General features: G+C 68.5%; 13 protein-coding genes and 2 pseudogenes. 5 read left to right on the top strand and 10 right to left on the bottom strand.

The features are described 5' to 3' along the window. Positions 1-3: 3 nt before the first annotated feature. The 9 genes and pseudogenes from PKO50_RS22575 to mtnA all read right to left on the bottom strand — a co-directional run bounded on the left by PKO50_RS22575 (position 4) and on the right by mtnA (position 13,094). Positions 4-1,740, bottom strand: coding sequence for a GspE/PulE family protein (locus PKO50_RS22575; RefSeq protein WP_109933295.1), 1,737 nt, complete (start codon positions 1,738-1,740; stop codon positions 4-6). After that, positions 1,730-2,541 (bottom strand): annotated as a pseudogene (locus PKO50_RS22580) (ABC transporter permease). The gene PKO50_RS22575 and the pseudogene PKO50_RS22580 overlap by 11 nt, the downstream one beginning before the upstream one ends. Positions 2,542-2,724: 183 nt before the next feature. Continuing rightward, a complete protein-coding gene (gene cmk, locus PKO50_RS22590; protein ID WP_109933297.1) occupies positions 2,725-3,429 on the bottom strand; it encodes a (d)CMP kinase in 705 nt (234 codons plus the stop codon). Further along, the gene (locus PKO50_RS22595; RefSeq protein ID WP_275630516.1) at positions 3,429-5,642 is read right to left on the bottom strand and encodes a bifunctional prephenate dehydrogenase/3-phosphoshikimate 1-carboxyvinyltransferase; all 2,214 of its coding nucleotides are present in this window, start codon (positions 5,640-5,642) and stop codon (positions 3,429-3,431) included. Before PKO50_RS22595 ends, cmk begins: the two co-directional genes overlap by 1 nt. Before the next feature lie 4 nt (positions 5,643-5,646). Continuing rightward, complete coding sequence (hisC, locus tag PKO50_RS22600) at positions 5,647-6,759, bottom strand: histidinol-phosphate transaminase (RefSeq protein ID WP_275627284.1); 1,113 nt, start codon at positions 6,757-6,759, stop codon at positions 5,647-5,649. An 88-nt stretch (positions 6,760-6,847) separates the two neighbouring features. Further along, entirely contained in the window at positions 6,848-7,945 is a 1,098-nt protein-coding gene (gene pheA, locus PKO50_RS22605; RefSeq protein ID WP_109933299.1) for a prephenate dehydratase, read from the bottom strand. Continuing rightward, positions 7,945-9,030, bottom strand: a complete 1,086-nt coding sequence (serC, locus tag PKO50_RS22610) for a 3-phosphoserine/phosphohydroxythreonine transaminase (RefSeq protein WP_275627285.1) — start codon at positions 9,028-9,030, stop codon at positions 7,945-7,947. The genes pheA and serC overlap by 1 nt, the downstream gene beginning before the upstream one ends. A 15-nt stretch (positions 9,031-9,045) precedes the next feature. Continuing rightward, positions 9,046-11,805, bottom strand: a complete 2,760-nt coding sequence (gene gyrA / locus PKO50_RS22615) for a DNA gyrase subunit A (protein WP_109933300.1) — start codon at positions 11,803-11,805, stop codon at positions 9,046-9,048. A gap of 212 nt (positions 11,806-12,017) precedes the next feature. After that, positions 12,018-13,094 carry an S-methyl-5-thioribose-1-phosphate isomerase gene (gene mtnA / locus PKO50_RS22620; protein ID WP_109933301.1) on the bottom strand — a complete coding sequence of 359 codons (1,077 nt, stop codon included), beginning with the start codon at positions 13,092-13,094 and terminating at the stop codon, positions 12,018-12,020. A gap of 157 nt (positions 13,095-13,251) precedes the next feature. Between mtnA and PKO50_RS22625 the strand changes: the two genes are divergently transcribed. The 5 genes from PKO50_RS22625 to PKO50_RS22645 all read left to right on the top strand — a co-directional run bounded on the left by PKO50_RS22625 (position 13,252) and on the right by PKO50_RS22645 (position 18,086). Beyond that, positions 13,252-14,577 (top strand): TRZ/ATZ family hydrolase, encoded by a 1,326-nt coding sequence (locus tag PKO50_RS22625; RefSeq protein WP_275627286.1) that lies wholly within the window; start codon positions 13,252-13,254, stop codon positions 14,575-14,577. Between the two features lie 116 nt (positions 14,578-14,693). Further along, complete coding sequence (ubiG, locus tag PKO50_RS22630) at positions 14,694-15,392, top strand: bifunctional 2-polyprenyl-6-hydroxyphenol methylase/3-demethylubiquinol 3-O-methyltransferase UbiG (RefSeq protein ID WP_275627287.1); 699 nt, start codon at positions 14,694-14,696, stop codon at positions 15,390-15,392. Next, positions 15,389-16,069, top strand: coding sequence for an N-acetylmuramic acid 6-phosphate phosphatase MupP (gene mupP, locus PKO50_RS22635; RefSeq protein ID WP_275627288.1), 681 nt, complete (start codon positions 15,389-15,391; stop codon positions 16,067-16,069). Before ubiG ends, mupP begins: the two co-directional genes overlap by 4 nt. 97 nt (positions 16,070-16,166) lie before the next feature. Further along, positions 16,167-16,910 (top strand): YciK family oxidoreductase, encoded by a 744-nt coding sequence (locus PKO50_RS22640; RefSeq protein WP_074976243.1) that lies wholly within the window; start codon positions 16,167-16,169, stop codon positions 16,908-16,910. A gap of 246 nt (positions 16,911-17,156) precedes the next feature. Next, positions 17,157-18,086, top strand: a complete 930-nt coding sequence (locus PKO50_RS22645; protein ID WP_275627289.1) for a GGDEF domain-containing protein — start codon at positions 17,157-17,159, stop codon at positions 18,084-18,086. Between the two features lie 405 nt (positions 18,087-18,491). Here PKO50_RS22645 and rluB read toward each other — a convergent pair. After that, positions 18,492-19,616 (bottom strand): annotated as a pseudogene (gene rluB / locus PKO50_RS22650) (23S rRNA pseudouridine(2605) synthase RluB); the annotation flags it as partial. Positions 19,617-19,740 lie beyond the last annotated feature (124 nt).

The following is a 19,740-nucleotide window of genomic DNA, read 5'->3' on the forward strand; positions in this document are numbered from 1 at the left end:
GCGTTAACCGCTGGTGACCCGATGTACCTCGTCCAGCGAGGTCAGGCCCAGCCAGGCCTTGATGAAGCCGTCCTCGCGCATGCTGCGGAACCCCTGGCCGGCCGCCAGCCGGCGCATCTGATCGAGGGGCGCCTGCTGCAGGATGAGCGTCTGCAATTCGGGGCTGACATCCACCATTTCGTAGATCCCCAGGCGCCCGTGGTAGCCCGTGCCCTGGCACAGCTCGCAACCCTTGGCGCGATGCCAGTTCGGGGCCTGCCCCGGGTAGAGGCGCAGGATCGCCGCGTCGAGCGCGGCCTGGTCTTCGGCCGCCAGGCTCGGCTCATGGGGCTCCGCGCAATGCCGGCACAGGGTTCGCACCAGGCGCTGGGCCTGGACACCGCGCACCGGGGAGGCCACCAGGAAAGGCTCGATGCCCATGTCGATGAGGCGGGTGAAGGCGCTGAGCGAATCGTTGGTGTGCAGCGTCGAGAAGACCAGGTGCCCGGTCAGGGAGGACTGCACGGCGATCTCCGCCGTTTCCAGGTCGCGGATCTCGCCGATCATGATCACGTCCGGGTCCTGGCGCAGGATCGAGCGCAGGGCGGCGGCGAAGGTCAGGCCGATATCGGCATGGGCCTGGACCTGGGTGATGTTCGGTACCTGGTACTCGACCGGGTCCTCCACCGTGATGATCTTGCGAATGCCATCGTTGATGGCTTCGAGCGTGCCGTAGAGGGTCGTCGACTTGCCGGAGCCGGTCGGCCCGGTGACCAGCACGATGCCGTGCGGCTCGCCGATCCAGGCGCGCATCAGCTCCAGGTGGTCCGCCAGCATCCCCAGGCGGTCCAGGCGCAGGCCCTCGCGGGCCTTGGGCAACAGGCGCATCACCACCGACTCGCCGTGCACCCCGGGCAGGGTGGAAACCCGGATGTCCATGTCCTGCCCGCCGACCCTCGTGCTCATCCGCCCATCCTGGGGCAGGCGCCGTTCGGCGATGTCGATGGCGGAAATCAGCTTGATCCGCGACACCACCGCGGCGAAGCGCTCCCGCGGCAGGCTCAGTTGCGATTGCAGGACGCCATCGATGCGGAAGCGGATGTGGAAATTGAACTCGCGCGGCTCGATGTGGATGTCCGAGGCGCGTTTTTCCACCGCCTGGCTCATGACGTTGTTGACCAGCTCGACGATGGGCGCTTCCTCCGCCATCTCCCGCAGCTGTCGGATGTCATCGGAGGCGAAGCGCAGTTCCTCGCGGCTTTCCTGCTGCAGGCGCTCCTTGAGCAGCTCCAGCCAGGCGTCGAGGTCCTGGGAGCGGCACAGCACCGTGCACGACGGCTGGCCGGGATGGAAATAGCGCAGGACCTCCAGGACGAAGGGCGCCAGCGGGTCACGGGAAGCGATCAGCAGCGTCCCCCGGGCATCGCCCCAGACGACCACCTGCTCGGCGACGAACCATTCCACGCCGAGGGAGGTCGCCTCGAGAAAGGCCAGAAGCTCGGCGTTGCCCGGGGCCTCCAGGTCCGTTCCCACCAGGGGCATGCGCAGCTGTTCGGCGAGCACCTCCAGCAGCGCCGCCTCCGAAACGCCTCCCGAGCGCAGCAGTATCGCCCCCAGGCGCCCGCCGATCCGGGCCTGCAGTTCCAGCGCCCGCTCCAGTTCCTGGGCGCTGCACAAGCCGCGCCCGACGAGCATCTGCCCCAGCGGGCGGGCCTCGGCGACCACCGCCGGCGCGGTATCGGCGAGCCGTTCAGAGGACATCGGCGAAGCCATCCTTCATGCGCCGGAACCACAGCCACCCCAGCACCGCCAACAGGCAGGCGATGCCGGCATACCCCAGCTGGACGCCCGCCGGCGGCATGGGCATGCCGAACAGGCTGGCCCTCACCGCCTCCACCGGGACGCTCAGCGGATTGAGCAGCAGGTAGGGACGCAGGGCTTCCGGCAAGGCGCTCACGGGATAGAACACCGGGCTGAGGAACAGCAGCAGCACCAGCAGGAACTGGATGAACTGGCTGGTATCGCGGAAATAGGTGCCGAACACGGCGATGATCCAGCTGAGGCCGCACACGCACAGCAGGAAGGGCAACAGCGCCAGCGGCAGGTAGAGGATGCTCCAGCCCAGCGGTTGCCCGAGCCAGGGCATCAGCAGGAGCAGCACGAGAAAGCCGATGACGGCGTTCGACAGGGCGGAAAGGGCCAGCGACAGCGGCAGGATTTCCAGCGGGAAGACCAGCTTCTTCACCTGGTTGCGGTGGTTGTGCATCACCGTGACCGCGCGCGACAGGCTGTCCGCCAGCATGCTATGGAGCAGCAGCCCGGCGAAGAGCGTCAAGGCGAAGGAGCCCGTGCTCTGCCCAGTCCCCAGCGCGACTTGAGCACATGGCCGAATACGAAGGTGTAGACCGCCAGCAGCAGGAACGGCGACAGCAGCAGCCACAGCCGCCCGAACAGGGCGCCCTGGTAGCGCGCCAGGATTTCCCGCCGGGTCAGTGCGAGCAACAACTGGACCCACGCGCCCTGCGAAGCGTGCAGTGCGGCGGGTACGGGATGGTCGGACAAGGGGCCTCCACGCTGTTCCCGGCCCGCTCAGGGGGAGCGGGCGCTATTGGACAGCGCGGAATTTTGGCAGCCCGGGCAAGACGTCTCTAGAAGAAACGTCCTCAGCATCAGGAGGAAACATCCTCAGAAATCTCTTCAACCACGTCGTGCCGAAAACGGCCGTGGCTGAAGGATTCCCAGGGTTCAGTCGGTCAGACCGAGCCTCTCGACTTCGGCCAGGATGCTGTCCACCACCGCCTCGATGCTCATGCTGGTGGAGTCGACCACGATGGCGCCTTCGGCCGGCTTCAGCGGGGCTACGCTGCGCTGGCTGTCGCGTTCGTCGCGGGCGCGGATTTCCTCGGTGAGCGCGGCCATGTCGCAGTCCACCCCCTTGCCCTTGAGCTGCAGGTAGCGGCGGCGGGCGCGCTCCTCGGCCGAGGCGGTGAGGAAGATCTTCAGCGGCGCGCCGGGGAACACCACGGTGCCCATGTCGCGGCCGTCGGCCACCAGGCCCGGGGCTTCGAGGAAGGCGCGCTGGCGCTGCAGCAGGGCGTCGCGCACCGCCGGCAGCGCGGCGACCTGGGAGGCGCCGGCGCCGACCTGCTCGGTGCGGATGGTGTCGGTGACGTCTTCGCCTTCGAGGATGATGTGCTGGCCCTCGCCGCCCTTGGCGTGGGTGAACTGCACGTCCAGGTGCGCGGCCAGGACCTTGAGGGCTTCCTCGTTGGTCAGGTCGATGCCGTGGTTGCCGGCGGCGAACGCCAGCAGGCGGTAGAGCGCGCCGGAGTCCAGCAGGTTCCAGCCCAGGCGCTTGGCCAGGATGCCGGCCACGGTGCCCTTGCCGGAGCCGCTGGGGCCGTCGATGGCGACCACCGGCCAGGCCGCGGCGAAGTCGGAGGCGGCCATCAGTTGCCCTCCTCCGCCACGCGGATGCCGGCGCCCGCGGCCAGGCCGAGGAAGTTCGGGAAGGAGGTGGCGACGTTGGCGCAGTCGTGGATGCGGATCGGCGCCGAGGCGCGCAGCGAGGCGACGCTGAAGGACATGGCGATGCGGTGGTCGCCGTGGCTCCAGACTTCGCCGCCGCCGTAGGGGCCGCCGTCGATGATGATGCCGTCCGGGGTCGGCTCGCACTTCACGCCCAGGGCCAGCAGGCCGTCGGCCATGACCTGGATGCGGTCGGATTCCTTCACCCGCAGCTCTTCGGCGCCGCGCAGCACGGTGCGGCCTTCGGCATTGGCGGCAGCGACGAACAGCACCGGGAATTCGTCGATGGCCAGCGGCACCAGGTCTTCCGGGATGTCGATGCCCTTCAGCTTGGCCGAGCGCACGCGCAGGTCGGCCACCGGCTCGCCGCCGACTTCGCGCTGGTTCTCCAGGGTGATGTCGGCGCCCATCAGCTTGAGGATGTCGATGACGCCGGTGCGGGTCGGGTTGATGCCGACGTGTTCGAGGACGATCTCCGAGCCTTCGGCGATGCTCGCCGCAACCAGGAAGAAGGCCGCGGAGGAGATGTCCGCCGGCACCTCGATGCTGGTGGCGCTGAGCTTGTGACCGCTTTCGACCTTGGCGGTGCTGCCTTCGACGTCCACCGGGTAGCCGAAGCCGCGCAGCATGCGCTCGGTGTGGTCGCGGGTCGGCGCCGGCTCGGTCACCGAGGTTTCGCCGGCGGCGTAGAGGCCGGCGAGCAGCAGGCAGGACTTCACCTGGGCGCTGGCCATGGGCATGTCGTAGTGCATGCCGGTCAGCTTCTGGCCGCCCCTGATGGTCAGCGGCGGACGCCCTTCAGGAGCGGTCTCGATCACCGCGCCCATCTCCCGCAGCGGCTTGGCCACGCGGTTCATCGGGCGCTTGGACAGCGACGCATCGCCGGTCAGCACGCTGTCGAACGGCTGCGCCGCCAGCAGGCCGCTGAGCAGGCGCATGGAGGTGCCGGAGTTGCCCAGGTAGATGGGCCCCGGCGCCTGCTTCAGGCCATGCAGGCCGACGCCGTGCACGGTGACGCGGCCATGGTGCGGGCCTTCGATGACCACGCCCATGTCGCGGAACGCCTGAATGGTGGCCAGGGCGTCCTCGCCCTCGAGGAAGCCGGCCACCTCGGTGGTGCCTTTGGCCAGGGAGCCGAGCATGATCGAGCGGTGGGAGATGGACTTGTCGCCCGGAACGCGTACGCGCCCGGACAGGCGGCCACCCGGCTGGGCCAGGTAAATCAGGTCGTTGTTGTGCATGGCGTCCACATAGGCCCGGCGGGCCAGGATTTTGCTGAAATGTTCACGGGCGACGCGGGCGCGGGTGAAGACGCCCATCAGTTGCTGCCCGTCCCCTGCATCGACGGCCTCGCGCAGGGCGTCGAGGTCGTCGCGGAAAACGTCGAGGATGCGCAGCACCGCCTTGCGGTTGGCAAGGAAGATGTCGTGCCACATCGTCGGGTCGCTGCCGGCGATCCGCGTGAAATCACGGAAGCCGCCGGCGGCATAACGGAAGATTTCCAGATTTTCGCTGCGCTTGGCCAGCGAGTCGACCAGCGTGAAGGCCAGCAGGTGCGGCAGGTGGCTGGTGGCGGCGAGCACTTCGTCGTGGTGCTCGACTTCCATCAGCTCGACGTCCGCGCCCAGCTCGCGCCACAGCGCCTCGACGCACTGGACCGCGTCCGCATCGGCATTATCCAGCGGCGTGAGGATGACTTTATGACGGCGGAACAGTTTGCCGTTGGCCGCTTCCACCCCGCTCTGCTCGGAACCGGCGATGGGATGGCCGGGAACGAAGCGCGCCGGCATCTCGCCGAAGGCGGCCTTCGCCGCGCGAACCACGTTGCCCTTGGCGCTGCCGACGTCGGTGAGCACCGCATGGCCGAGGTCGAAGGTGGCGAGTTCCGCCAGCACCTTCTCCATGGCCAGGATGGGCACGGCGAGCTGGATCACGTCGGCGTCGCGGCAGCCTTCGCGCAGGCTTTCCTCGCAACGGTCGACCACGCCCAGCTGCACCGCCAGGCGGCGGGTCTGCGGGTCGCGGTCGACGCCGACCACTTCCTCGAACAGGCCCTTCTCGCGCAGCCCCTTGGCGAAGGAGCCGCCGATCAGGCCCAGCCCCACCACCACCAGGCGGCGGAGCTTGTGCGGCATCACCTCAGGCACGGGCGAGCACCTTGGCCAGGGCTTCGAGGAAGCGCGCGTTCTCTTCCGGCAGGCCGATGGAGATGCGCAGGTGCTGCGGCATGCCGTAGCCGCCCACCGGACGGACGATCACACCTTCCGCCAGCAAGGCCTGGTAGACCGGGCCGGCGTCGCGCTGCAGGTCGACGGCGAGGAAGTTGCCCTTCGACGGAATCCAGGTGAGGTTCAGGGCGCGCAGGCCGTCCTGCAGCTGCTGCATGCCGGCGTCGTTGATGCGCTTGCCTTCGGCCAGGTACTCGGCGTCGTCCAGCGCGGCGCAGGCGGCGGCCAGGGCCAGGCTGTTGACGTTGAATGGCTGGCGCACACGGTTCAGCACGTCGGCGATCTGCGCCGAGGAGATGGCGTAGCCGACGCGCAGCGAGGCCAGGCCGTAGGCCTTGGAGAAGGTGCGCGAGACCAGCAGGTTCGGATAGCGGGCCAGGCAGGCCAGGCCGTCGGGCAGTTCGTCGCCCTCGGCGTATTCGATGTAGGCCTCGTCCAGCACCACCAGGACGTTTTCCGGTACGCGGGCGAGGAAGCGCTCCAGGGCGTCCGGGCCGAACCAGGTGCCGGTGGGGTTGTTCGGGTTGGCGATGAACACCACGCGGGTATCGGCGTCGATGGCCGCCAGCATGGCTTCCAGGTCATGGCCCCAGTCCCTGGCCGGCACCGCCCTGCCCTCGGCGCCGACGGCCTGGGTGGAGATCGGGTAGACGGCGAAGGCGTACTGGCTGAACACCGCGTTCAGGCCCGGCGCCAGGTAGGCGCGGGCGACCAGGTCGAGGATGTCGTTGGAACCGTTGCCCAGGGTCACCTGGGCGGTGGTCACTGCGCAGCGCTGCGCCAGCTTGCTCTTCAGTTCGAAGCCGTTGCCGTCGGGATAGCGGGTCATTTCCGCCAGTCCGCCGCGGATCGCTTCCAGCACCTTGGCGCTGGGGCCCAGCGGGTTCTCGTTGCTGGCCAGCTTGATGATCTTCGCCGGGTCCAGGTTCAGCTCGCGGGCCAGTTCGTCGACCGGCTTGCCCGGCACGTAGGGCGAGAGTTTCTGTACGCCCGGCTGGGCCAGGGCGAGGAAGTCGCAAGACATATCTGAGGCCTCAGGCTGCAGGCCCCAGGCCCCAGGCATAGACGCTCTTCACCGCCTGTAGCCTGCCGCCTGCCGCCTGCCGCCGCAGTTAAAGTACCGCTTTGGGATAGGAGCCCAGCACCTTCAGCGCCACGGCTTCGCTGTTGATCTTCTCCAGCACGTCCTTGATCAGCGGGTCCTGGTGGTGGCCGACGAAGTCGATGAAGAACACGTAGGTCCACTTGCCGCTGCGCGAGGGGCGGGTCTCGATGCGGGTCAGGTCGATGCCGTTGGTGTGGAACGGCACCAGCAGCTCGTGCAGCGCGCCGGGCTTGTTGCGCATGGAGACGATGATCGAGGTCTTGTCGTCGCCGGTCGGCGGCACTTCCTGGTTGCCGATGATGAGGAAACGCGTGGAGTTGTCCGGGCGGTCCTCGATCTTCTCGAACAGCTTGTCCAGGCCGTACAGGCTGGCCGCCATGTCGCCGGCGATGGCCGCGCTGTTCCACTCGCTCTTCACCCGCTTGGCGGCGTCGGCGTTGCTCGGCACGGCCACGCGCTCGACATTCGGGTAGTGCGCGTCCAGCCACTTGCGGCACTGGGCCAGGGACTGGGCGTGGGAATAGATGCGGGTGATGCTGTCGGTCTTGGTGTTCTCGCCCACCAGCAGGTGGTGGTGGATGCGCAGCTCGACCTCGCCGCAGATCACCATGTCGTGCTCGAGGAAGCTGTCCAGGGTGTGGTTGACCGCGCCCTCGGTGGAGTTTTCCACCGGCACCACGCCGAAGTTCACCGCACCGGCGGCGACCTCGCGGAACACCTCGTCGATCGCCGTCATCGGCGTGCTGATCACCGCGTGGCCGAAGTGCTTGAGCGCGGCGGCCTGGGTGAAGGTGCCCTCGGGGCCGAGGTAGGCGACCTTGAGCGGCTGCTCCAGGGCCAGGCAGGAGGACATGATCTCGCGGAACAGCCGCGCCACTTCCTCGTTGTCCAGCGGGCCCTTGTTCAGTTCCATGATGTGCTTGAGCACCCAGGCCTCGCGCTCGGGCCGGTAGAACACCGGCTTCTCGCCCGCGGGCAGGGACTGCATCTTCACCCGCGCCACGTCGGTGGCGCAGCGGGCGCGTTCGCTGATCAGCTCGAGGATCTTCTCGTCGAGGCTGTCGATGCGTACGCGCAAAGCCTTGAGCTGGTCGGCGTCGCTCATCAGCCGTGCTCCTTCTCGAACTCGGCCATGTAGGCCACCAGGGCCTCGATGGCATCCAGGCCCAGGGCGTTGTAGATGGAGGCGCGCATGCCGCCCACCGAGCGGTGGCCCTTGAGGTTGAGCAGGCCACGGGCATCGGCGCCGGCGAGGAAGGCCTTGTCGAGCTTCTCGTCGGCCAGGCGGAAGGGCACGTTCATCCAGGAACGGGCGCTGGGCTGGATCGGGTTGGTGTAGAAATCGCTGGCATCGATGAAGGAGTACAGCAGGTCCTTCTTCGCGCGGTTGCGCTTCTCCATGGCCTCGACGCCGCCCTGTTCCTTCAGCCACTGGAAGACCAGGCCGGAGAGGTACCAGGAGTAGGTGGCCGGGGTGTTGTACATGGAGCCGTTGTCGGCCGCGACCTTGTAGTTGAGCATGGTCGGGCAGATGCTGCGGGCGCGGCCCAGCAGGTCTTCGCGGACGATGACCACCACCAGGCCCGACGGGCCGATGTTCTTCTGCGCGCCGGCGTAGATCAGGCCGAACTTCGACACGTCGGCGGGGCGCGAGAGGATGTCCGAGGACATGTCCACCACCAGCGGCACGTCGCCCACTTCCGGCACCCAGTCGAACTCCAGGCCGCCGATGGTCTCGTTGGACGCGTAGTGCAGGTAGGCGGCGCCCGGGCTCAGGTTCCACTCGTTCTGCCCGGGAATGGCGAAGTAGTCGTACTTCGAGGCGCTGGCGACCACGTTGACGTTGCCGAAGCGGCGCGCTTCCTCGATGGCCTTCTTCGACCAGATGCCGGTTTCCACGTAGTCGGCCACGCCGTCCTCGGGCAGCAGGTTCAGCGGAATCTCGGCGAACTGCTGGCTGGCGCCGCCCTGCAGGAACAGCACCTTGTAGTTCGACGGCACGCCCATCAGGTCGCGCAGGTCCTGCTCGGCCTTCTCGGCGATGGCCACGTAGTCGTCGCTGCGGTGGCTCATCTCCATGACCGACAGGCCCTTGCCCTGCCAGTCGAGCAGCTCTTCGCGGGCGCGCTCCAGCACCTCGGTGGGAAGCGCAGCGGGACCTGCGCAGAAGTTATAGGCTCGCTTGCTCACATCCACTCTCGCTAGTCAGTCTTCGCTGGCCTGCGGCGCTTCCTCGGCCGCGGCTTCGTCTGCTTCCGGGTTCTCGTCGAACTGCTCGTCGTCCACGACTTCGCCCTCGACGACGGTCGGCTCCTGCACCCGCTCCAGGCCCACCAATGTCTCGTCGGCGGCCAGCTTGATGAGGATCACGCCCTGGGTATTCCGGCCTGCGCCGCGGACTTCGTCGACGCGGGTACGGACCAGGGTGCCCTGGTCGGAAATCAGCATGATCTCCTCGCCGTCCAGCACCTGCACGGCGCCCACCAGCTTGCCGTTGCGCTCGTTGATGACCATGGCGATCACGCCCTGGCCGCCACGGCCGCGGCGCGGGTAGTCGGCCAGCGGAGTCCGCTTGCCGTAACCGCGCTCGGAAGCGGTGAGGATCTGCGCCTCGCGGCATTCCGGGATCAGCATGGAGATGATGCGCTGCTCTTCGGCCAGGCGCATGCCGCGCACGCCACGGGCGTTGCGGCCCATGATGCGCACCTTGCTTTCCTTGAAGCGGATCACCTTGCCGGCGTCGGAGAACATCATCACGTCCTTCGAACCGTCGGTGATGGCGGCGGCGATCAGCGAGTCGCCCTCCTCCAGCTTCAGCGCGATCAGGCCGTTGGAGCGCGGCTTGGTGAACTGGATCAGCGGGGTCTTCTTCACGGTGCCTTTCATGGTGGCCATGAAGATGTACGCGCCGGTCGGCTCGTCCTGGCTGAAGTCGGCATCGTCGCCCTCTTCGGCCTCTTCGGCTTCCACCACCTCGGCAATCTGCTCGGCGACCACGTCGTCGTCATCGCCCTCGTCGCCGGCGAACTGGGCGCGCACGGCTTCCAGGTCGATCTGCAGCATGGCGGTGATGCGCTCGCCCTCGTCCAGCGGCAGCAGGTTGACCAGCGGACGGCCGCGCGCGGTACGCGAGGCTTCCGGAATCTCGAAGGTACGCAGCCAGTAGACCTTGCCCTTGCTGGAGAACAGCAGCAGGGTGGCGTGGCTGTTGGCCACCAGCAGGTGTTCGATGTAGTCCTCGTCCTTCACCCCGCTCGCCGACTTGCCCTTGCCACCGCGACGCTGGGCCTCGTAGGCGGCCAGCGGCTGGGACTTGGCGTAGCCGCCGTGGGAGATGGTCACCACGCGCTCTTCCTCGGTGATGAGGTCGGCAATGGTCAGGTCCACCTGGGACGCGACTATCTCGGTGCGGCGGGCGTCGCCGAACTCGGCCTTGACCTTCTCCAGCTCCTCGCGGATGACTTCCATCAGGCGCTGCGGGTTGGTCAGGATGCGGATCAGCTCGCCGATCAGGGCGAGGATTTCCTGATATTCGGACAGGAGCTTCTCGTGCTCCAGGCCGGTCAGGCGGTGCAGGCGCAGTTCCAGGATGGCCTGGGCCTGTTCCGGCGACAGGAAGTACTTGCCGTCGCGCAGGCCGTATTGCGGGTCGAGGTCTTCCGGGCGGCAGGCGTCGGCGCCGGCGCGCTCGACCATGACTTCCACGGCGCTGGATTCCCAGGGCGTGGCGATCAGGCGTTCCTTGGCCTCGGCCGGGGTCGGCGAGTTCTTGATCAGCTCGATCACCGGGTCGATGTTCGACAGGGCGACCGCCTGGCCTTCGAGGATGTGCCCGCGCTCGCGGGCCTTGCGCAGCTCGTACACGGTCCGCCGGGTCACCACTTCGCGGCGGTGGCGGACGAACACTTCGAGCATGTCCTTGAGGTTCAGCGTGCGCGGCTGGCCGTCGACCAGGGCCACCACGTTGATGCCGAACACGCTCTGCAGCTGGGTCTGGGCGTAGAGGTTGTTCAGCACCACCTCGCCGACTTCGCCGCGGCGCAGCTCGATGACCACGCGCATGCCGTCCTTGTCGGACTCGTCGCGCAGCTCGGTGATGCCCTCGATCTTCTTCTCTTTCACCAGCTCGGCGATCTTCTCGATCAGCCGCGCCTTGTTCAGTTGGTAGGGCAGCTCGGTGATGATGATCTGCTGGCGGTTGCCGCCCTTCTCCATGTCCTCGATGTCGGCGCGGGCACGGATGTAGATGCGCCCGCGGCCGGTACGGTAGGCCTCGATGATGCCGGCGCGACCGTTGATGATGCCGGCGGTCGGGAAGTCCGGACCGGGGATGTACTGCATCAGCTCGTCGACGGTCAGCTCGGGGTTGTCCATCAGCGCCAGGCAGCCGTCGATCACCTCGCCGAGGTTGTGCGGCGGGATGTTGGTCGCCATGCCCACGGCGATGCCGCTGGAGCCGTTGACCAGCAGGTTGGGGATCTTGGTCGGCATGACCGCCGGGATCTGCTCGGTGCCGTCGTAGTTGGGCACCCAGTCGACGGTTTCCTTGTCCAGGTCGGCCAGCAGCTCGTGGGCCAGCTTGGCCATGCGCACTTCGGTGTATCGCATGGCCGCGGCGTTGTCGCCGTCCACCGAACCGAAGTTGCCCTGGCCGTCCACCAGCATGTAGCGCAGCGAGAACGGCTGGGCCATGCGCACGATGGTGTCGTACACCGCGGTGTCGCCGTGCGGGTGGTATTTACCGATCACGTCGCCGACCACACGGGCGGATTTCTTGTAGGGCTTGTTCCAGTCGTTGCCCAGTTCGCTCATGGCGTACAGGACGCGGCGGTGCACGGGCTTGAGGCCATCGCGTGCATCGGGCAGGGCACGACCGACGATCACGCTCATGGCGTAATCGAGGTAGGACTGTCGGAGTTCGTCTTCGATGTTGACCGGGAGGATTTCTTTGGCCAGTTCGCCCATGAGAAGCCTGGTTCCTTTTGCAGATGGAACTCCGCCTCGCCCATCCCGAGCCCGGCGGAGTGCGACGGCGCCATCAGAACGCCATCGACTCACAACAAATCAACGACTTAGGTCAATGATCCGCGCAATCGACGGGGCCCCAAAAAGGCCCCACTGAGAACCGTCGGAGCTTACCACAAGCCAGGGGGAACACCTATCCCCGCCCGGCGCCCTCAATGCAGGCGCTTGCGGCTCATCAACTGGGCCATGCGCTCGGCATCGGGGCGCTCGACGACGCCGCGCTCGGTCACGATGGCATCGATCAGGTCCGCCGGGGTCACGTCGAACACCGGATTGTAGGCATCCACCTCGGCCGCCACCCGCTTGCCGCCGATCTCCAGGAGTTCACGGCCGTCGCGCTCCTCGATCGGGATGTCCTCGCCGCTCTCCAGGTTCATGTCGATGGTCGAGCTGGGCGCCACCACCATGAAGCGCACGCCGTGGTGCATGGCGTTGACCGCCAGCTGGTAGGTGCCGATCTTGTTCGCCACGTCGCCGTTGGCGGTGATGCGGTCGGCGCCGACGATGACCCAGGTGATGCTCTCGGTCTTCATCAGGTGCGCCGCCGCGGCATCGACGTTGAGCGTCACCGGCACGCCCTCGTTGGCCAGCTCCCAGGCGGTCAGGCGCGCGCCCTGCAGCCAGGGGCGCGTCTCGTCGGCGTAGATGCGCTCGACCAGGCCCTCCAGGTGCGCCGCGCGGATCACCCCCAGGGCGGTGCCGAAGCCACCAGTGGCCAGGGCGCCGGTGTTGCAGTGGGTGAGGATCTTCTGCGGGCCGGCGTGCTGCTTGCGGATCAGCTCGACGCCGAGCTGGGCCATGGTCAGGTTGGCCTCGCGGTCGCTCTCGTGGATGGCGATGGCCTCGGCCTCCAGCACCTGCAGCGGGTCGTCGCCCGGCTTCAGGCGGTCGAGGCGCTCGCGCATGCGGTTCAGCGCCCAGAACAGGTTGACCGCGGTGGGCCGCGACTCGGCCAGCACGCGGAAGTCGTCCTCCAGGGCCTCGCGCCAGGCACCGCCGTTGTTCAGGCGGGCCTGCAGGCCCAGTACCAGGCCATAGGCCGCGGCGATGCCGATGGCCGGGGCGCCGCGCACCACCATCTGGCGGATGGCCTCGGCGACGCCGGCGGCGCTGTCGTAGCTCAGCCAGGTTTCCTCCAGCGGCAGCAGGCGCTGGTCGAGCAGACGGAGGGTGCCCTTGCGCCAATCAATGGCCGTGACCCGCTCGGCCGCCAACAGTCGCTCACGCATGGAACACCTCTTTCTTCTATCAGGTCCGGGCGCGCCGGGCGGCACGCCGATATCGAGCCCGGCCAGGGCCGGGAAAACCCGCGAGTATAACGAGCCGCAGGCCAAGGCGCTCGGGTATACTGCCGAACACCCGTTCCCGCGCCGCAGGAAGCGCCCCATGCCCGACGCCAAAGCCCCTCTCGACCTGCTTCTGCTGCCGACCTGGATCGTCCCGGTGGAACCCGCCGGCGTGGTCCTGCGCGATCATGCGCTGGGCGTCCGCGACGGCCGCATCGCCCTGCTCGCCCCGCGCGCCGAGGCCCTGCGCCATCCGGCGGCGGAAACCCGCGAGCTGCCGGGCATGCTGCTCGCCCCGGGCCTGGTCAACGCCCACGGCCACGCCGCCATGAGCCTGTTCCGCGGCCTGGCCGACGACCTGCCGCTGATGACCTGGCTGCAGGAGCACATCTGGCCGGCCGAGGCGAAATGGGTGGACGAGGACTTCGTGCGCACCGGCAGCGAGCTGGCCATCGCCGAGCAGATCAGGGGCGGCATCAGCTGCTTCTCGGACATGTACTTCCACCCGCGGGTGACCTGCGAGGCGGTCCACGACAGCGGCATCCGCGCCCAGGTGTGCGTGCCGGTGCTGGACTTCCCCATGCCCGGCGCCCGCGACGCCGAGGAGGCGATCCGCCAGGGCGTGGCCCTGCACGACGACCTCAAGCACCACCCGCGCATCCGCGTGGCCTTCGGCCCGCACGCGCCCTACACGGTCGGCGACGACAAGCTGGAGAACGTGCTGATGCTGGCCGAGGAACTCGACGCCGGCATCCAGATGCACGTCCACGAGACCGCCTTCGAGGTCCAGCAGGCCCTGGAGAAGCACGCCGAGCGCCCGTTGGCCCGGCTGCACCGCCTGGGCCTGCTGGGGCCGCGCTTCCAGGCCGTGCACATGACCCAGGTGAGCGACGAGGATCTGGAGCTGCTGGTGGAGACCAACAGCTCGGTTATCCACTGCCCCGAGTCCAACCTCAAGCTGGCCAGCGGCTTCTGCCCGGTGGAACGCCTCTGGCAGGCCGGGGTCAACGTGGCCATCGGCACCGACGGCGCGGCCAGCAACAACGACCTCGACCTGCTCGGCGAAACCCGCACCGCCGCCCTGCTGGCCAAGGCCGTGGCCGGCCAGGCCACCGCCCTGGACGCTCACCGCGCGCTGCGCATGGCCACCCTGAACGGCGCCCGCGCCCTGGGCCTGGAGCAGGAGATCGGCTCGCTGGAGCTGGGCAAGTCCGCCGACCTGGTGGCCTTCGACCTCTCCGGGCTGGCCCAGCAGCCGGTCTACGAGCCGGTTTCGCAACTGATCTACGCCAGCGGCCGCGACTGCGTGCGCCACCTCTGGGTCAGCGGCAAGCAGTTGCTGGACGTCGGCCGCCTGACGCGCCTGGACGAGGGCCGCCTGGCCGCCGAGGTCGGCGCCTGGGGCCGGCGCATCGCCGGCGCCTGAACACCGCCGGGCGCGGCTGCGACAATCTGTCATGCCGCGCCCATCCGCCGCGCGAAGCTGGCATCATAGTCGGCCTGCGCGCCACGATTTCCCATGATTTGCAACGAAGGTACGCCATGAGCAACGTCGACCACGCCGAGATCGCCAAATTCGAGGCACTGGCCCATCGCTGGTGGGACCGCGAGAGCGAGTTCAAGCCGCTGCACGACATCAACCCGCTGCGCATCAACTGGATCGACGAGCGCGCCAGCCTGGCCGGCAAGAAGGTGCTGGACGTCGGCTGCGGCGGCGGCATCCTCAGCGAGGCCATGGCCCAGCGCGGCGCCACCGTGATGGGCATCGACATGGGCGAGGCGCCGCTGGCGGTGGCCCAGCTGCACCAGCTGGAATCCGGCGTGCCGGTGGAATACCGGCGCACCACCGCCGAGCAGCTGGCCGAGGAGATGCCCGGGCAGTTCGACGTGGTCACCTGCCTGGAGATGCTCGAGCACGTGCCCGACCCGGCTTCGGTGATCCGCGCCTGCCACAGGATGGTCAAGCCCGGCGGCCAGGTGTTCTTCTCCACCATCAACCGCAACCCCAAGGCCTACCTGTTCGCCATCGTCGGCGCCGAGTACGTCATGCGCCTGCTGCCGCGCGGCACCCACGACTTCAAGAAGTTCATCCGCCCCTCCGAGCTGGGCGCCTGGTCGCGCGATGCGGGTCTTGCGGTCAAGGACATCATCGGCCTGACCTACAACCCGCTGACCAAGCACTACAAGCTGGCCGACGACGTCGACGTCAACTACATGATCCAGACCCTGCGCGAGGAATGACGCCGATGCAGCTCAGAGCGGTTCTCTTCGACATGGACGGCACCCTGCTGGACACCGCGCCGGACTTCATCGCCGTGTGCCAGGCCATGCTCGCCGCCCACGGCCGCGCCCCGATCGACGAGCAGCGCATCGCCGACGTGGTCTCCGGCGGCGCCCGGGCCATGGTCGCCGCGACCTTCGACATGGACCCCGAGGCCCCCGGCTTCGAGACGCTGCGCCAGGAATTCCTCGACCGCTACCAGGACCACTGCGCGGTCTACAGCCGCCTGTACGACGGCATGCCGGAGCTGCTGGAAAGCATCGAGCGGGCCAACCTGATCTGGGGCGTGGTGACCAACAAGCCGGTGCGCTTCGCCGAACCGATCATGCGGCAGCTGGGCCTGGCCGAGCGCTCGGCGGTGCTGGTCTGCCCGGACCACGTGAGCAACAGCAAGCCCGACCCGGAGCCGCTGCTGCTGGCCTGCAGCCAGTTGGGCATCGACCCGGCCCAGGTACTGTTCATCGGCGACGACCTGCGCGACATCGAGTCCGGCCGCGCCGCCGGCACCAAGACCGCGGCGGTGCGCTACGGCTACATCCACCCCGAGGACAACCCCGCGCACTGGGGCGCCGACGTCATCGTCGACCACCCCCGCGACCTGCTGGCGGTGCTCGACCGCGCGCTCTGTTCCTGCTGATAAAGCAGCTACAAGCTTCAAGCTGCAGGCCTCAAGCTCAAAGCGCAGGCCCTTGCAGCTCGTAGCTTGCGGCTTGAAGCTCGCCGAAGGAGATTCCATGTTCCAATATTCCGCCCGCCCCGACCTGCTCAAGGACCGGGTGATCCTGGTCACCGGCGCTGGCCGCGGCATCGGCGCCGCCGCCGCGCGGGCCTACGCCGCCCACGGCGCCACCGTGCTGCTGCTGGGCAAGAGCGAGGAAAACCTCAACCAGACCTACGACCAGATCGAGGCCGCCGGCCACCCGCAGCCGGTGGTCATCCCCTTCAACCTGGAAACCGCCCAGCCGCACCAGTACGACGAGCTGGCGGCGACCATCGAGAAGGAATGCGGCAAGCTCGACGGCCTGCTGCACAACGCCTCCATCCTCGGCCTGCGCTCGCCCATCGAGCAGATTTCCGGGGAAAACTTCATGCGCGTCATGCAGGTCAACGTCAACGCGGTGTTCATGTTGACCCACGCCATGCTGCCGTTGCTCAAGCTGGCCAGCGACGCCTCGGTGATCTTCACCTCCAGCGGCGTCGGGCGTAAGGGCCGCGCCTACTGGGGCGCCTACGCGGTGTCCAAGTTCGCCACCGAGGGCCTGATGCAGGTGATGGCCGACGAGTGCGACGGCACCAACGCGGTCCGCGCCAACAGCGTCAACCCCGGCGCCACCCGCACCAGCATGCGCGCCATGGCCTACCCGGGCGAGAACCCGGCGAACAACCCGGCGCCCGACGAGATCATGCCAGTCTACCTGTACCTGATGGGCCCGGACAGCATCGGCGTCAACGGCCAGGCCTTCGACGCCCAGGCCTGACCGGCACGGGGCGGCGCAACGGCCGCCCCGCCGGTTTTCCGGCTCCACCCGAGGGAAGGACCAGCGACCACCCCGGCAAAGTCGCCATCATTTTGACATCCCTCTCCACGACATCCCCCCGCCCGCGGAACCAAAGCCCGCGCCAGACGGTCCCTTGAGCCGTCAGAACAGAACTTTCCGCGGGTTGGCACGAAAATAGCTCAGCCCTCACTGTCGCCGTTTTTGCGCCAGAGGTCGCCACGCGTCATGGCCCCGCACAAGCAGTCCAACACCATCGATTTCGACACCGCCAAGCTCCAGCGCCTGGGCCTTGGCGAGAACAGCCGCCCGCGCGGCCGGCGCCCGGCCAGCCTGGCGGATGTGCGCCGGCAACTCGCCGTGCAGCTGCAGACCAGCCTTGAGACCGAACGCGTCCTGGGCCTGTTCTTCCAGGAGATCCAGGCGCTGCTGCCGCTGGATTACCTGAGCTACCAGAACGGCAGCGCCGACCTGCGCCTGGAGTTCGGCGAAGTGGCCAGCCACGGCGCCACCTACCACCTCAACCATGCCGGGGAATACCTGGGCGAGCTGGCCTTCCGCCGCCGCCACCCCTTCGACGAGGCCGAGCTGGGCCAGCTGGAAAGCCTGATCGCCAGCCTGCTCTACCCGCTGCGCAACGCCCTGCTCTACCGCGCGGCCATCCAGGCTGCCCTGCGCGACGCGCTGACCGGCACCGGCAACCGCATCGCCATGGACCAGGCCCTGGGCCGCGAGGTCGAGCTGGCGCGGCGCAGCCTGCAGCCGCTGTCGGTGCTGATGCTCGACCTGGACCACTTCAAGCGCATCAACGACCAGCACGGCCACAGCCACGGCGACGAGGCCCTGCGCTGCGTGGCCCGGGCCATCAAGGCCAGCCTGCGCAACGTCGACATGGTCTTCCGCTTCGGCGGCGAGGAGTTCCTCGTGCTGCTGTCCAACACCCCGGGCAGCAGCGCCGCCCAGGTCGGCGAGAGGCTGCGGCAGGCCATCCAGGAGCTGGACTTTGCCGTCGACGGCCAGCACGTGCCGCTGTCCATCAGCCTCGGCTGCGCCACCCTGATCGCCGGCGAGCGCGTCGACGACCTGCTGCACCGGGCCGACGCCGCGCTCTACGCGGCCAAGCGCAACGGCCGCAACCGCCTGGCCTGCGCCGGCTGAGCGGACATTTGCGCAGGCGAAGAAAAGGGCTCCGAGGAGCCCTTTTTTCATGCCTGGCGCTTAGCGCTTGAAGCCCGGGCGCATGCCGTCGCCGGCCGGCTGCGGGCGGCGCTTGTTCAGCGGCTTGCGCACCACCGGCTTGGACGGGCGCTCGTCACGCTCGGCGCTCGGCTTGGCCGGACGCGAACGCGGTGCCTCGCCGGCCGGCGCCTTGCCACGGCCTTCCGGTCGCGGCGCGCGGGCCGGACGGTCGGAGTCCTGACGCGGACCACGGGCCGGACGATCGGAGTCCTTGCGCGGACCGCGGGCGGGACGATCGGAGTCCTGGCGCGGACCGCGGGCCGGACGATCGGTATCCTGGCGCGGACCACGGGCCGGGCGGTCGGAGTCCTGGCGCGGACCGCGGGCCGGACGCTCGGAGTCCTGGCGGGGGCCACGGGCCGGGCGGTCGGAGTCCTGGCGCGGACCGCGGGCCGGACGCTCGGAGTCCTGGCGGGGGCCACGGGCCGGGCGGTCGGCGTCCTGGCGCGGACCGCGGGCCGGGCGGTCGGAATCCTGGCGCGGACCACGGGCCGGGCGGTCGGCCGCCGGACGCTGGCCACGGGCCGGACGCTCGCCCTCGAAGGACGCCTTGCGTTGGCGGTTGCCACGACCGGCATCCGGGCGCTCGCTGCGCGCCAGCGGTTTGGCCAGCTTGCGCTGCTGGCGTTCGAGCTTGTCCTTGGCCTTGGTGGTCATCTCCGGCAGTTTCACCGGCTTCAGGCCGACTTCCTCGCTGAGGATGTCCAGTTCGCGCTGGTCCATCTCGCGGTAGCGGCCCATGGTCAGTTCGGAGGTGAGGAACACCGGGCCGAAGCGCACGCGCTTCAGGCGGCTCACCACCACGCCCTGGGATTCCCACAGGCGGCGCACCTCGCGGTTGCGGCCTTCCATCACCACCACGTGGTACCAGTGGTTGAAGCCTTCGCCGCCCGGCGCCTGCTGGATGTCGCTGAACTTGGCCGGGCCGTCTTCCAGCATCACGCCGGCTTTCAGGCGCTCGATCATCTCTTCGTCGACTTCACCGCGCACGCGCACGGCGTACTCGCGATCCATCTCGTAGGACGGGTGCATCAGGCGGTTGGCCAGCTCGCCGTCGGTGGTGAACAGCAGCAGGCCGGTGGTGTTGATGTCCAGGCGGCCGACGTTGATCCAGCGGCCGCTGCGCAGGCGCGGCAGGCGGTCGAACACGGTGGGGCGGCCTTCCGGGTCGTCGCGGGTGCAGACCTCGCCCTCGGGCTTGTTGTAGATCAGCACGCGGCGTACGTGCTCTTCGGCCTGCTCGCGGCGGATCAGGTGCTCGTCGACGGCGATGGCGTCGTGGCCCTCCACACGCTGGCCGAGGCTGGCGACCACGCCGTTGACCTTGACCCGGCCTTCCTCGATCCAGGCCTCGACGTCACGGCGCGAGCCGACGCCCAGACGGGCCAGGACCTTCTGCAGCTTCTCGCCGGCGGGGGAAATTTCTGGGGTTTCGTGCGTGTCGTTCATCTGGGCACCTCCCGGTGTGTCATGCAACGAAGAAAAAGGTCGCGCATCATACGCGCTTGGGCGCGGCAAAGCACCGTCCGTGATCGGGAAAGCCTAGCCGCTTTTGGCATTCGCGCCGTTTTCA

Source organism: Pseudomonas sp. 273 (assembly GCF_029201425.1).
GTDB classification, from domain to species: domain Bacteria; phylum Pseudomonadota; class Gammaproteobacteria; order Pseudomonadales; family Pseudomonadaceae; genus Pseudomonas; species Pseudomonas delhiensis.